Origin of the sequence: Lentzea cavernae (assembly GCF_014653695.1) — a bacterium.
GTDB lineage: Bacteria > Actinomycetota > Actinomycetes > Mycobacteriales > Pseudonocardiaceae > Lentzea > Lentzea cavernae.
Map to the genome: position 1 here is coordinate 1,247,922 of NZ_BNAR01000001.1, position 13,185 is coordinate 1,261,106.

Annotated in this window: 12 protein-coding genes; 2 read left to right on the top strand and 10 right to left on the bottom strand. The window is 69.7% G+C overall.

All coding sequences use genetic code 11. The features are described from left to right. Positions 1–28 precede the first annotated feature (28 nt). Complete coding sequence (locus IE307_RS05770; RefSeq protein ID WP_191296347.1) at positions 29–478, top strand: peroxiredoxin; 450 nt, start codon at positions 29–31, stop codon at positions 476–478. Here the strand turns inward: IE307_RS05770 and IE307_RS05775 are convergent. From IE307_RS05775 to IE307_RS05820, 10 genes are all read right to left on the bottom strand, one after another. Beyond that, positions 465–947: a hypothetical protein gene (locus tag IE307_RS05775; protein ID WP_191296348.1), complete on the bottom strand. Its 483-nt coding sequence runs from the start codon at positions 945–947 to the stop codon at positions 465–467. The genes IE307_RS05770 and IE307_RS05775 overlap by 14 nt on opposite strands. Positions 948–987: 40 nt before the next feature. After that, the gene (locus tag IE307_RS05780; RefSeq protein WP_191296349.1) at positions 988–1,557 is read right to left on the bottom strand and encodes a TetR/AcrR family transcriptional regulator; all 570 of its coding nucleotides are present in this window, start codon (positions 1,555–1,557) and stop codon (positions 988–990) included. 2 nt (positions 1,558–1,559) lie between these two features. Beyond that, positions 1,560–2,510, bottom strand: coding sequence for an LLM class F420-dependent oxidoreductase (locus IE307_RS05785; RefSeq protein WP_191296350.1), 951 nt, complete (start codon positions 2,508–2,510; stop codon positions 1,560–1,562). Positions 2,511–2,589: 79 nt separating this feature from the next. Continuing rightward, complete coding sequence (locus IE307_RS05790) at positions 2,590–3,246, bottom strand: O-methyltransferase (protein ID WP_229904416.1); 657 nt, start codon at positions 3,244–3,246, stop codon at positions 2,590–2,592. Between the two features lie 13 nt (positions 3,247–3,259). Further along, positions 3,260–4,018 (bottom strand): 3-methyl-L-tyrosine peroxygenase-related protein, encoded by a 759-nt coding sequence (locus tag IE307_RS05795; protein ID WP_191296351.1) that lies wholly within the window; start codon positions 4,016–4,018, stop codon positions 3,260–3,262. Further along, entirely contained in the window at positions 4,015–5,526 is a 1,512-nt protein-coding gene (locus IE307_RS05800; RefSeq protein ID WP_191296352.1) for an HAL/PAL/TAL family ammonia-lyase, read from the bottom strand. The genes IE307_RS05795 and IE307_RS05800 overlap by 4 nt, the downstream gene beginning before the upstream one ends. Positions 5,527–5,822: 296 nt before the next feature. Next, positions 5,823–7,250 carry an AMP-binding protein gene (locus IE307_RS05805; protein WP_191296353.1) on the bottom strand — a complete coding sequence of 476 codons (1,428 nt, stop codon included), beginning with the start codon at positions 7,248–7,250 and terminating at the stop codon, positions 5,823–5,825. Between the two features lie 96 nt (positions 7,251–7,346). Beyond that, a complete protein-coding gene (locus tag IE307_RS05810; RefSeq protein ID WP_229904417.1) occupies positions 7,347–8,180 on the bottom strand; it encodes a M23 family metallopeptidase in 834 nt (277 codons plus the stop codon). Positions 8,181–8,679: 499 nt separating this feature from the next. Next, complete coding sequence (locus IE307_RS05815) at positions 8,680–10,797, bottom strand: transglycosylase domain-containing protein (RefSeq protein WP_229904418.1); 2,118 nt, start codon at positions 10,795–10,797, stop codon at positions 8,680–8,682. A gap of 96 nt (positions 10,798–10,893) precedes the next feature. Further along, the gene (locus IE307_RS05820) at positions 10,894–11,934 is read right to left on the bottom strand and encodes a carbohydrate kinase family protein (RefSeq protein ID WP_191296355.1); all 1,041 of its coding nucleotides are present in this window, start codon (positions 11,932–11,934) and stop codon (positions 10,894–10,896) included. A 51-nt stretch (positions 11,935–11,985) separates the two neighbouring features. On the opposite strand from IE307_RS05820, the gene IE307_RS05825 reads away from it, so the two are divergent. Beyond that, a complete protein-coding gene (locus IE307_RS05825; protein WP_191296356.1) occupies positions 11,986–13,182 on the top strand; it encodes an MFS transporter in 1,197 nt (398 codons plus the stop codon). The last annotated feature ends 3 nt before the right edge of the window (positions 13,183–13,185 follow it).

The following is a 13,185-nucleotide window of genomic DNA, read 5'->3' on the forward strand; positions in this document are numbered from 1 at the left end:
GGTCACGGCCCGAGCGTATTGGAGATCCATGAAGCCCGGCGACCTCGCCCCCGACTTCTCCCTGCCCGACCAGGACGGCACCGAGCGCAAGCTGTCCGCGCTGCTCGAGAACGGCCCGGTCGTGCTCTTCTTCTACCCCGCCGCGATGACGTCCGGGTGCACGGCGCAGAGCTGCCACTTCCGCGACCTCGCGAAGGAGTTCGAGGAGGCGGGGGCGCAGCGCGTCGGGATCTCGATGGACGACGTGGCGAAGCAGAAGCAGTTCGCCGAGCTGAACGGCTTCGACTACCCGCTGCTCTCCGACGTGGCCGGTGAGGTCGCGGAGCAGTTCGGGGTGAAGCGCCGGTTCGGGATCACGCCGGTCAAGCGGCACACGTTCGTCATCGGCCCCGGCCGCGAGATCATCGAGGTGATCAAGAGCGAGTTCTCGATGAACGCGCACGCGGACAAGGCGCTCGAGGCGCTCAGGAGTCGGTGATCGTCAGCACGCCGTAGGGCCCGGACGCCTTGCCCTCGCGCACGGGGGTGCGGGCGATCGTGTACTTGCCGTGCACCTCGGCACCGTCCGGGCCCGCCACGACCACGAGCACCACGGGTTTCGTCGGGGCGTCGGCCGGCACCTCGACGGTCCGGGTCCACGGCAGCGTCACGTCCTGCTCGGTGTGGACGGACGTGCCGGCGGTCGCGGTCACGGAGAACGCCTTCCCGGCGCCCGTCACCTCGAACACGACGACCTGGGTGGACGGCACCGGCGGTTCGGACGGCATCACATGCGGCTCGATGGGGCCGTAGGTCCGCTCCAGCATGTTCTGGACGTGGTTGCCGAAGGCGAGCGCGCCCAGGACCAGCGGCACGGCGACCAGCGCCACCACCCATGGCCACCTCGACGACCTCGGTGGCTCGTGCAGCGGCGGCGCGATGCCGAACTCGATCGGCTTCTTGTCCACGGTCCCCCCGTTGGAGAAGTCGATCTCACGCCGCCGGGCGTTACCTCAGTCCGGCCAGCACGAAGTCGGCGATCTCCCCTGCCAGCTGACCAGGTGTTTTAGGCCCGTCCGGACGGAACCACATCGGCAGCTGGTTCACGACGCCGAGCGCGATCCGCACGACCGTGTCCGCGGGCACCTGCGAGCTGAACTCGCCGTCCGCCTGGCCCTTCTCGATCACCGCGAGGAACGTCTCGTGGTAGCGCCGCCGCTCGGCGCGGAAGTCGGTCATCCGCTCCTCGCCGAGCCGGTGCAGCTCGCGGACGAACACGGCCGTCTCGTCGACCCGTTCCGCGGTCGAGGAGACGAGCGAGGCGAGGATCTCGCGCACCGTCTCGCCGGCGGACAGGCCGAGGCCGATGATCCGGTCCATGTCGGCGGACTGGGCCGTGATCAGCAGCCGGTAGATCTCGAAGAGCAGGTCGTCCTTCGAGCGGAAGTAGTGGTACAGCGCGCCCTTGGTGATCCCGGCGGCGTTGACGATCTCCTGCACCGAGGTCGCGTCGTAGCCCTGCGACGCGAACAGGCGCACGGCCGCGTCGATGATCCTCTGCTCGGTCGCGCTGGGCACCGCTACGCCCCAGGTGCCAGCGCGCGCACCTGTTCGGCCTGGTCACCGCCGGTCGGGAGGAGCGCGATGATCGGCGTGTCGACGCCGGCTGCCTGGTACTCGGCGACCCGCGAACGGCACTGCGCGATCGACCCGTGCACGACGAGCGCGTCCACGACCTCGTCCGGGATCGACTTCGACGCGGCCTTGCGGTCGCCCGCCGCCCACGCCTCGTGCATCGGGCGCAGCACCTCGCCGCGGCCCAGCCAGTCGTGGAACGCCGCGTAGGCGGGCACGGTCAGGTACGTGCTGATCAGCATGCGTCCCAACGCCCGTGCGGCGTCGGCGTCCTCGGTCGGGCACACGAAGATCCGCGCCGCGAGCTCGGCGTCGCCCAGTTCCTGACGCACCTGCGCGACGTCGGACGCGGCGAGCCAGTTGGTGATGGCGCCGTCGGCCTCGCGGCCGGCCAGGCGCAGCATGTTCGGGCGCAGCGCCGCGAGCATGATGGGCACCTTCTCCGCCGGCGGGCGCTCCAGCTTGAAGCCCTTCACGGAGAACGTGTCGTAGTCGGCGCTGACCTTCTCCCCCGCCAGCGCGGCCTTCAGGAAGCGCAACGTGTCGCGCGTGCGCTTGAACGGCTCCTCGAACGGGATGGCGTTCCAGCGCTGCACGATCGCGGGCGACGACGAGCCGATGCCCAGCACGAACCGCCCGCCGGTCACCTCGGCGAGCGTCGCGGCCGTCATCGCGAGCGTGGCGGGACCGCGCGTGTAGACCGGCGCGATCGCCGTCCCGAAGCGCAGCTCGGAGGACCACTGGGCGGCCAGGGCGAGCGGCGTGAACGCGTCGGTGCCGGTCGTCTCGGCCGACCACACGTCCGTGTAGCCGAGCCCCGCGAGCTCGGACACCAGCGCGCGGTGCTCCAGCACCGGCACGCCGATCAACGGCAGCGTGATTCCCCAACGAGCCATGAACGCCTCCAAGCAGCGACATTCCTAGAAGCCGTGAACTTGGAGGCCACCCTACCGACCGGTCGGTATGCTCACAACCTCACTTCTTCCGCGCCATGGTCAGGCCGTCCGCGATCGGCACCAGCACCGACTCCACGCGCGAGTCGGAGCGCACGAACCTGTTGAAGGCGTCGATCGCGGCGGCGTTGCCCTCCGGCTGCTCGTCGGCGGCCTCGCCGTAGTAGAGCGTGTTGTCGGCGAGCAGCAGGCCGCCCTGCCGCACGCGGGGCACCAGCAGGTCCCAGTAGTGGACGTACCCGACCTTGTCCGCGTCGATAAACACCAGGTCGATGACCGGCTGCTCCGGCAGGTCGGCCAGCGTCTGCGCCGCCGCGCCGATCCGCAGGTCGATGCGGTCGCGCACGCCCGCCGCCTGCCACGCCTCCTCGGCGATCGAGGTCCACTCGGCCGAGAGGTCGCAGGTGATGACCTTGCCGGACGGCGGGAGCGCCTGCGCGAACGCCAGCGTGGAGTACCCGGTGTAGGTGCCGACCTCGACCACGGTCTGCGCGCCGGTGAGCTTGACCAGCAGGGACAGCAGCACCGCCTGCTCGTGCGGGATCTGCATCTCGGCCGAGTCGCCGAGCTCCGCGGTGCGGGCGATGAGCTTCTCCTGCACGGCGCTCGGCTGGCCCGCCTGCTCGCGCACGTAGCGGTAGATCTGCGGGGTCATGACCACGGTCTTGAAGTCGTTCACGCGCGGCCTTCTCTCATAGTCGGGTGGCGAACGTCCTGAGTGTCTCTCCGTGCTCGGGTTCGAGCGGGTGTTTCGCGAGGTCGTGACCGATCGCGGACAAGATGGCCGCCCGATGGGCCCGGTAGCGGCTCACGCACACGTTCTCCCGGCTCACGAGGAAGAACTCGTCGAACCGCGCGCGTTCGGCGTCACAGGTGGTCTCGCGGGCACGCCCCGACTCCCGCAGCAGCGACGGGCCGTCGGGCACGAGTTTGCGCATGACCTCGATGTGCGCCACCAGGTTCGCCTTGCTCGCGGAGGAGAGCGGTTGCGCCGCCGCGGGCCCCAGCGCGGCGCGCGCCCGGCGCAGCAGACCGGGCAGCGGCTCGTAGTCACGTGCCCACCGCCCGCTGAAGGCCGGGTCGAACGTCATCATCATCGGGCGGATGACGTCCTCGTACACCTGCCGGGAACAACTGCCCGAATAGGCCAGCATCACCGAGTACGCGTCGTATCCAAGCGCAGTGAGGCGGACTAGCTGCGAATCAGGCTCGCGTATCAACCGATCGAGTGAATCCGACAGGAACTTCCAGACCAGGAACGCGCCGTGGTGGCCGAGGAACCACCTGTGCACGGCGTGGTCCACCGAATCCTCCGGGGTGCGGATCACGATCGGCGTCTGGAAGCAGCCGTCCGCGCACGGGATCAGGTCCGCGCCCGGCATCGGCAAACGCAGGACGGGCAGGTCGACCCAGGTGTGGCCCCAGGGAGGCGAGCAGGCGGGAGCACTCATCGCACGCCCTCCACTTCGGACGCGAGGGTGTCGAGGAGGTCCGCGACCCGGCCGAGGGTGGTGTCGAGCGGCCGGTCCTCCACGATCGGCGGCACCTCCCGCGCGATCCGGTCGAACACCGCGGCCAGTCGCGGCGCCCGCGGACGGCGCGCACCGACGTGCACGGCCTGGCGCAACCCGACGGCGAGGCCCGCGTGCAGGTACCGCAGCAGCTTCGCCTGGTCCAGCGCGGTGAACGCGGCCTGCGTGCCGAACGGGACGACGTCCTGGTTGTGCAGGTTCGTCGGCAGGCTCTGCACCGAGGCGGGCGCGGCGGCCCTGCGCATCGCGGCGACGGTCGCCGTCGCGCACAGCTGCACGCCCTGCACCGCGTGGTGCTGACCGGGCAGCGGGCTGAGCATCGGCGGCAACCCGCTGGTGCGGTGGGGGTCCACCAACAGGTCGAGCTGCCGTTCGGCCAGGTTGCCCAGCTGCACCAGGGCGACGTTGAGCTGGTCGGCCGCGAAGGCGCTGGGCTGTCCGAAGAAGTTGCCGCCGTGCACGACCTCCCCCGTCTCGGGGAAGAACAACGGGTTGTCGCTCACGCCGTTGAGGTCGCGGCGCACGACCTCGTCCGCGTGCCGCACGCTCGTGCCGGCCGCGCCGATCAGCTGTGGTGTGCAACGGATGCTGTAGGGCTCCTGCAGCGGGCGCTCACCGGACGGTCTGCTGCCCTCGAGCCATGACCTGATGGACGCACCCGTTTCAGCGACGTCCGGATGCCCGAACGCGGCCAGTAGTCCAACCGACGTGAACTCGGTGCCGCATCCCAGCACGTCGGTCATCAAGGCCGACAACAATTCCGCCGTGCGTCGCGCGCGAACCGCTTGCGCCACAGCGAGTCCGAGTGCCGCGGCGGTCACCGAGATGCCGTTGACCAACGCGAGGGCGTCGCGTCCGTCCAGGACGAGTCTGCTCAGGCCTGATCGTGTGAGCGCTTCCCCGGCCGACACGAGCCGGCCTTCGAAGAACGCGTTCCCGTTACCGCGCAACGCATGCGCCACGTACGCGAGCGGTTGGAGATCACCACTGGCACCGACTGACCCCAAACGTGGTACAGCTGGGGCGAATGCGGTGTCCAGCATGGCAGCCAGCGACGCCAGGACCTGCTCGGACACTCCGGATCGCCCCTGCGCCAACGAGAACAGCCGCGCGAGCACGGCCGCTCTGGCGACGGCGGGCGGCAGCAGTTCACCGTGGCCGACGATGTGGTGGATGATCGTGTTGTCGCTCTGGCCGGCGGCGTCCGCACGGCCCTCGAACTCGACGAGTGGGCCGAAACCCGTTGTGACACCGTAGATGGCGCGACCGGACGCGCTGACTTCCAGCACGAACTCACGGCAGCGCTTGACGCGGTCGAGCACGTCCGCGGGTAGTGCGACGCGCATCCGGTCGCGGGCGAGCTCGAGGTGCGCCGGTTCGAGGTGTACGCCCAGATTCAGGGCAGCAGGGGATGTTCCGACAGGCATGACGCCTCCTGGGGATGGGGGGCCACTCGCGACGATCCCCTTTGTTCTGTCAGGGAGAAAGGGCCTTATGTACGCACTAAACGAGGAAAAGTTCTCAACTTCGTCACGGCGTGATCAAGCCGCCGGAGAGGTGATCGAACTCTCCGCGCACGATTCGGCCCAAAAGATCGGCTGGCTGCTCCACCGGGGTGAACACGGCAGGGGGCACTGAGACCTCGCCCACACGAGACCCCACCGATGTCCTTGCGCGCCAAGGACTACGCCGAATGTGTAGCCGCCATCGGTGTCCGGCAGGCTCACCGCTGGGTGTCCTTCAGCAGGCGGCGGAGGACCTTGCCGGACACGGACTTCGGAATCTCTTGCACGAAGACAACTTCGCGCACCTTCTTGTACGGCGCCACCTCCGCCGCCACGAAGGTCATCAGCTCCTCCGCCGTGACATCGCCTTGCGTCACCACGAAGGCTTTCGGGATCTCCCCGTTAGCTCGATCGGCCGCACCGATCACGGCGGCGTCCAGGACGGAGGGATGGCGGCGCAGCACCGCCTCCAGTTCGGCGGGCGCGACCTGGTACCCCTTGTACTTGATCATCTCCTTGACGCGGTCCACGACGTGGAACCGGCCGTTGTGGACGCGCACCAGGTCCCCTGTGCGCAACCAGCCGTCCACGAAGGCTTCACGGGTGGCCTCGTCGTCGCCGAGGTAGCCGTCCATCACCTGAGGACCGCGCAGGAGCATCTCGCCCTCGGCGGCGTCCGTTGTGGTGCCCGGTTGGACGATGCGCGCTTCTGTTCCAGGGCAGAGCACGCCGACGCTCGCGGGGTCGGATTCCACGTCGTCGTCGAATGTCTGGTGCGTGCCACCGGCTTCGGTGAGGCCGTAGCCCTGCCGGACGGGTGCTCCGAGCCTCAGTTCGGCTTCCCTGCGCACGGCGTCGTCGAGCGGGGCGGCGCCGCACAGGACGAGCTTGAGGCCGAGTTCCGGTACCGGGCCGGGGTGGTCCGCGATGGCGGCGGCGAGCGGTGGCACCAGGAACGCCCGCGTGACCCCGTGTTCGGCGAGGCGCTGCAGGTAGGTGCCGGTGTCGCTCCTCGGCATGGTCACGAGGGTGGCGCCGGCGAGCAGGCCGGAGTTGAGGACGATCGCGAAGCCGTAGACGTGGAAGAACGGCAGGTTCGCGGCGAGCACGTCGGTCTCGTCGATGCGCCAGCCGGGCCTGTGCTGCTCCAGGTTCGCGACGAGCGCGCGGTGGCTGAGCTTGACGGCCTTGGTCAGACCTGTTGTGCCGCTGGAGAAGAGGACGACCGCGGTGCTCAGCGGGTTTCCCGGTGGGAGCGAATCGGTGTCGCTCGCGGGGAGGTCGTCCAGGTCGAGCGTCGCGGTGACGTTCGCGAGCTCCTTGAGCCGTGCGATCTCCGGCGGCGTGAGCGTCGGGTTGATGAGCGCGACGGTGGCGCCCGCGGCCATGACCGCGTGCAGGCCGACGGCGAACGCAGGCCGGTTCAGGCTGGCGATCGCGACCGTGTCACCGGGCTTGATCCCGTTGCGCACCAAGCCTTTGGCCGTGGTCTCGACCAATCGGGCCAACTCGGCGTACGTGAGCGACTCGCCCGTGACGGCGTCCACGAGGGCGAGCTTGTCGTTGTGCCGTGCGTGTTCCAGAACGTGTTCGGGCACCGTGCGTTCGGGAACCGCCACCGCCGGCAGGGGGCTGCGGTAGATCACAGGCTCGGCTCCGGTCTCGACGCCGCCGCGCCTCGTGCACGGCGGCGTAGCCGGAGGTTATCGGCACTTCACGTGATCAGGTGGCCGGAAAACCGGTCAGAGGCTGACGCCGCGCTCGGCCAACCAGCCCACCGGGTTGATCTTCTGGCCGCCGGCGGCCCACACCTCGAAGTGCAGGTGCGGACCGGTCGACTGGCCGCGGTTGCCGATCGTCGCGATCTGCTGCCCGGACTTGACCTTGGCGCCCTGCGGGACGTCGATGGTGTTCATGTGGCCGTAGACGGTGATGGTGCCGTCCTCGTGCTGCACGCGGACCCACAGCCCGAACCCGGACGCGGGCCCGGCCTCGACGACGGTCCCGTCCATGACGGCGACGATCGGCGTGCCGATGGCGTTGGCGATGTCGACACCGTTGTGGCTGGTGCCCCACCGCGCGCCGAACCCGGACGTGAACGACCCCTGAGCGGGCCGCACGACCTTCGGGCGCTTCGCCTCCTCCTCGGCGGCGATCCGCGCGGCCTCGACCTTGGCGGCCTCCACGCGCTGCACGTAGGCGCCCTCGGCGGACCTGAGCGCCTCGGAGACGTGGAACTGCGCCTGGATCTGCTCGGCCTGCAGCAGCTTGCGCGCCTCGGACCCGGTGTCCACGGAGTGGATCGTCTGCGGACCCTGCTGCTGCGGCGGCGCGGTCATGGCCGCCGCCGCGAGGTTCTTGGTGGCCGCGACCGGCATGATCATCCGTTCGACGGGCCCGACCGTGGTGGCCGCCTGCGCGAAACCGGCGCCGGCGAGGGCACCCGCGGCGACCACCACCGCTACGGCCTTCTTGCGGTCCAGGTCCACCTTGGTGATGACGTCGACCAGAGGACCCTTCGCTCCTCGCAGGAGGGACTTCGTCTGCGACGAGCCCTCCGCACGATGCCGTGCCAAACCTGCCTCCATGCACTCGGGGGAGTTCGACGACCGCGCTTCGCCCGGCTTCGGGGGGCCGGGCTGCGGGCTTCGGGGGCCCGGTGGCGGACTGGACCGTTTCGGGGGCGATCCGTGTCCTTGCGGTTATCGAACCGTGACATGCGGCGCAGAACGTAACCTCGCGTGACCGACGCAAGCAAGCGAAGTGGGTGTTCAGGTGATTAGGCCCACTGCTGGTCACTTTGGGTAGTCGGTTGGTTTAGGGCATGGTCAACGCACTTTGAACCAATCCTCGCGTTGCCGTTTGTACTGGTCAGTCGCTTTATCGTGAAAGGTTTGCCGGCGGTGGGTGCCGGGCAACGCGCTCGGATTCGCGGTTACATGGGGTGGCCGGGTCGTTTGGACACAACGCGGCCATGAGGACCGCCGCACCCCGGCCGCGCGCCCGCCTGGGGGCATGCAAAGGGGCCGCCGGACGCACCTGGCGTCCGACGGCCCCTGGGCCGAGCTCGTGCGGTTACTTGTACCGAGCGGCAGCAGGCGGCAGCGGAGCCACCGGCAGGCCCTCGTGGATCACCTTCATGGCGTTGAACCACGTCGGCGCCGCGACCTGGCCACCGAAGACGCCCTGCGCGCTACCGGGGCAGAGCCTGATCGGGCTCGCGCAGATCACCTGGGGGCTGTTGCCGTCGGCGTAGGTCATGACGGCGCCCGCGTACTGCGGCGTCGCGGCCAGGAAGGCCACCGACTTGTGCTCCTCGGTCGTGCCCGTCTTGCCGATGGCCGGACGGGTCCAGCCCGAGCCGCGAGCCGCTTCGGCCGCGGTGCCGGAACCGTTCGTGTCGTGCGACATGCCCTGGGCCAGGGAGGCGGCCAGGTCCGGGTTCACCGCTTCCTCGCAGGGCTGTTCCTTCAGCGGAACCGGCTTGCCGTAGCGGTCGAGGACCTGCTCCACCGGGGTCGGCGGGCACCAGGTGCCCTTCGAGACGATGGTGGCGGCGACGTTCGCCAGCTCCAGCACGCTCGTGGCGCCGGGGCCGAGGGTGTAGGAGCCCGCGTTGTTCTGCTTGGTCCAGTCGCCCTGGGACGGGCCGTTCGACTTGTCGGACTTCAGCGGCTCACCGGAGCGGTTCGCGCCCTGGAGCGTCTCGCGCATGCCGAGGCGATAAGCCATGTCGACGACCTTGTCGAGGCCCGTCTTCTCCTGCAGGATGACGAACCCGGTGTTCGGCGACTGCGCCAGGGCCTGCGTCAGCGTCATCTTCTCGCCGTACGCGCCCGCGTTCTCGACCTTCCACGGCGCGCCGCCGTTGGGGTAGACCCTCGAGTAGTAGACCTTCGGAACGTCCATGCTCTTGTCGATCCCGATGATGTTGCGCTCGAGCGCAGCGGCGGCGGTGAAGACCTTGTTCACCGAGCCCGGGCCGAACGGCAGCACCTCGGCGGGCACGGGACGGGCGACCTGGCCGAGCTCGGCCTTGTTGCCGTAGTCGCGGGAGGCGACAAGAGCGCGCACGCGGTGCTTGTCGGTGCCCGGCTGCACGACGGACATGACGTTCGCGATGCCGTTCTGCGTCTTCGGCACCTGCTGCTCGGCCGACTCCTTGGCCGCCTTGGTGGCCTTCGGGTCCATCGTGGTCTTGATGGTGAGGCCGCCGCGCTGCAGCTCCTTGTTCGTGATGCCGGACGCGCGCAGGTAGTCGAGCAGGTAGTCGCAGAAGAAGCCGTAGATCGGGCCGTCACCGGCGCCGACGCAGCCCTTGGGCAGGATCTGCAGGTCCTCGACGATGCCCATCGGCTCGGCCTTGTACTCGTCGGCCTTCTTCTTGGCCTCGGTCTCGTCGGTGCCGAACGCGCCGTTCTCGCGCATCTTGTCGATGACGATGTTGCGGCGTTCCAGCGCCTTCTCCGGGGAGGCACCGGGGTTCAGCGACGACGGGCGGTTCGCGATCGCGGCGAGCAACGCGGCCTGCGGCACGGTCAGCTTGTCGGCGGTGGTGTTGAAGTACGCCTTCGCCGCCGCACCGACGCCGTAGGTCTGGTTGCCCAGCGGCACGATGTTGAGATAACCGGTGAGGATCTCCTCCTTGGTCATCTGCTGCTCGAGCTGCAACGCCACGCGAGCCTCGCGCAGCTTGCGGCCGACGGTCGCCTCGGTGGCCTTCTCCCAGGCCTCCTGCTCGTTGTCGGCGCCGAGCACGAACGCCATGTAGTTCTTCACGTACTGCTGGGTGAGCGTCGACGCGCCCTGCGTCGCCCCGCCGTCCACACCGGCCTTGGCGGCGGCACGGGCGATGCCCTGCCAGTCGACGCCCTGGTGGTCGTAGAACCGCTTGTCCTCGATGGCCAGGATCGCGAGCTTCATCGTGTCCGAGATGCCCGAGGACTCCAGCGGGATGCGGTACTGGTCGTACAGGTAGGCGATCGGGTCGCCGTTCATGTCCTGGATGGTGGTGACGAGCGGGAGCTCACCCTTCGCCAGGTCACCCGACGTCTCGTCGACCGTGTCGGCCGCGCGGTTGGACGCGAGCCCGAGACCTCCGACGAACGGGAACACCATCGCAGCGAGGAGGACGCCCGCCGTCAGGCACAACCCCATCAACTTGACCAAGCCTGACGCGCGTGCGGCGAACAACCCGCAACTCCTTCCGAACAAACCCCAGAAAGTCTCTACGTATTAAGTCGCGCGGGAGGCCCGTGAGGTTGCGTCCGCTGATCGACTGTTTTCAACCTACCGGAGTAGCCGCAGACCGATCGTCGGACTAGCCCTCCGCACCTCGACGCCCGAATGATCAGGCAGCAGGTCGTCGAGGAACCCGTACCGCGACAGTTCTTCGTCGGGCCGCCGGCTCACCGTCCGCCACCAGACCGCGATGTCTCCCCAGCCCGGCGCCGACAGCGAGCCACCGAAGTGCTGCACGGACAGCGCGGCGCACAGGTTCGCGAACCGCACCCGGTGTTCGAGGGGCCACCCGGCCAGAGTGCCCATCACGAACCCGGCGCCAAACACGTCGCCGGCACCTGTCGCGTCGAGCTGCGCGACGTTGAGGCCCGGCACGTCCACGCATTCGCCGGTGGCGCTGTCGACGGCGACCGCTCCCCCGCCTCCTCGTGTGACGACCACCACGGGCACGTGCTCGGCCAGTTTGCGGGCGGCGGCCTCGGGGGTGTCGGTGCGCGTGTAGCCCTGCGCCTCCACGTGGTTCGGGAGGAAGACGTCGAAACCGTCGAGGCGGCGCAGCAGCTCCGGTGACCACGCGCCGGTGCGGTCCCAGCCGATGTCGGCGAAGAGCTTCGCGCCGTTCTGCTTCGCGGTGCGCACCCACTGCTCGTCCTCCGCCTGGATGTGCACGAAGCACGCCCGCGTGGACGGCGGCGGTGAGAAGAGGTCGTCGGCGATGACGGGTGCCTTGTGCCCGTGCGTGACCATGCTGCGGTCGCGCTCCATCGCCATGCTCACGGTCACCGGCGAGTGCCAGCCGTAGAAGCGGCGGCAGTAGGAGAGGTCGACACCCTCCTGCTCGGCCAGCACGTCCCAGCAGAAGTCGCCGTACGCGTCCTCGCCGAACGCCGCCGCGAGCGCGGTCTTCAGTTCGAGGCGGCGCAGCGCCACCGCGAGGTTGGCTATCCCGCCGGGGCACGACCCGAGCCCGTCCGCCCACACCTCGGTGCCCGGCTCCGGCGGGCGGGGCAGGCCGGTGAAGATGATGTCGAGGAAGACGGTGCCGGTCAGCAGCACGTCGTAGTCGGGGGCAGCCGCGGGATCAGCCATGCGTAGACCTTGCCACCCGGCACCGGCAACCATGCGTTAGAAACGACGCTCATGGGGGTTCCGCTCAGGAAAAACGTCCAGTTCCAACTGCTGTGGGCCGGTGGGGCGGTCTCGCAGCTCGGCACCACCATGACGACGCTGGCCATGCCGCTGCTGGTCGTCGCGCTCACCGGCTCGTACCTCCTGCCCGGCGTGATCGCGGGCGCGCGTGCCGCGGCGTTGCTGCTCACGCTGATGCCGGCGGGCGTGTGGGTCGACCGCTGGGACCGCAGGAGGACGCTGGTCTGGAGCCACTCCGTCCAGGCGCTCGCCGCCGCCGGTCTGGCCGCCGCGATCCTCACCGGCCACGCTTTCGTGCCCGTCTTCATCGTCCTGGCGGTCGTGGACGGCGTCTGCACGGCGTTCGCGAGCCCGGCCCGCACCGCCGCGATCCAGGCCGTCGTGCCCCCGGACCAGCTCCGGACCGCCTACGCCCAGGAGGAGGCCCGCGGTCACGCCGCACGGGTCGCCGGGCCGCCGCTCGGCGCGCTGCTCATGGCCGCCGGCCGTGCGGTGCCGTTCGTGGTGGACGCGATCACGTTCGCCGCGGCCGCGGTGTGCGCCTGGTTCGCGAAGATCCCGGCGAGGGCCGCCCAGAAGCCCCGTCAGCGGATGCACCACGACGTGAAGGACGCGGTCCGCTGGCTCTGGCACCAGACGGGCCTGCGCAACCTGACGATCATCTTCCTCGTGCTGAACCTGCTCGGCGGCGCCTCGATGCTGCCGGTGTTCGCCCTCGTCGCCGAACGCGGTGGCAGCGGCCTCGACACGGGGCTGGTGCTGGCGGGCATCGGGGTCGGCGGGGTGATCGGCTCGCTGCTGGCGCCCCGGGTCACCCTCGACGCCGGCAGGCTCATGGTCGCCGTGCTGGCCGTGTTCGGTGCCTGCACCCTGGCGATGGCGCTGCCGTTCGGCGTCTTCTGGCCGTTCGTGCCGCTGGCGCTCACCGCGGTCGTCACGCCGCTGATCAACGTCTCGGTCTCCGCGCTGCACTCGCAGCTGGTGCCCGAGGACATGATGGGGCGCCTGGACGCGGTCTCGACGCTGGCCGCTCGCGTGCTGACACCGCTCGCGCCCGCGCTCGGAGGGTTCATGGCGGGCGCGGTCGGCGGTGCGGTCGCGTTGCTGGCGTTCGGCGCGCTGATCCTGGTGACGGCGCTGGCGGCGGCGTTCACGGACCTCAGGACCGCTGCTCCACAACGGTCCTGAGCA

Bases quoted from the DNA above. Each gene is read 5' to 3' on its own strand.
- IE307_RS05800 (WP_191296352.1), bottom strand. From the start codon at position 5,526: ATGCCTGTCGGAACATCCCCTGCTGCCCTGAATCTGGGCGTACACCTC.
- IE307_RS05785 (WP_191296350.1), bottom strand. From the start codon at position 2,510: ATGGCTCGTTGGGGAATCACGCTGCCGTTGATCGGCGTGCCGGTGCTG.
- IE307_RS05820 (WP_191296355.1), bottom strand. From the start codon at position 11,934: ATGGCTGATCCCGCGGCTGCCCCCGACTACGACGTGCTGCTGACCGGC.
- IE307_RS05795 (WP_191296351.1), bottom strand. From the start codon at position 4,018: ATGAGTGCTCCCGCCTGCTCGCCTCCCTGGGGCCACACCTGGGTCGAC.
- IE307_RS05825 (WP_191296356.1), top strand. From the start codon at position 11,986: ATGGGGGTTCCGCTCAGGAAAAACGTCCAGTTCCAACTGCTGTGGGCC.
- IE307_RS05770 (WP_191296347.1), top strand. From the start codon at position 29: ATGAAGCCCGGCGACCTCGCCCCCGACTTCTCCCTGCCCGACCAGGAC.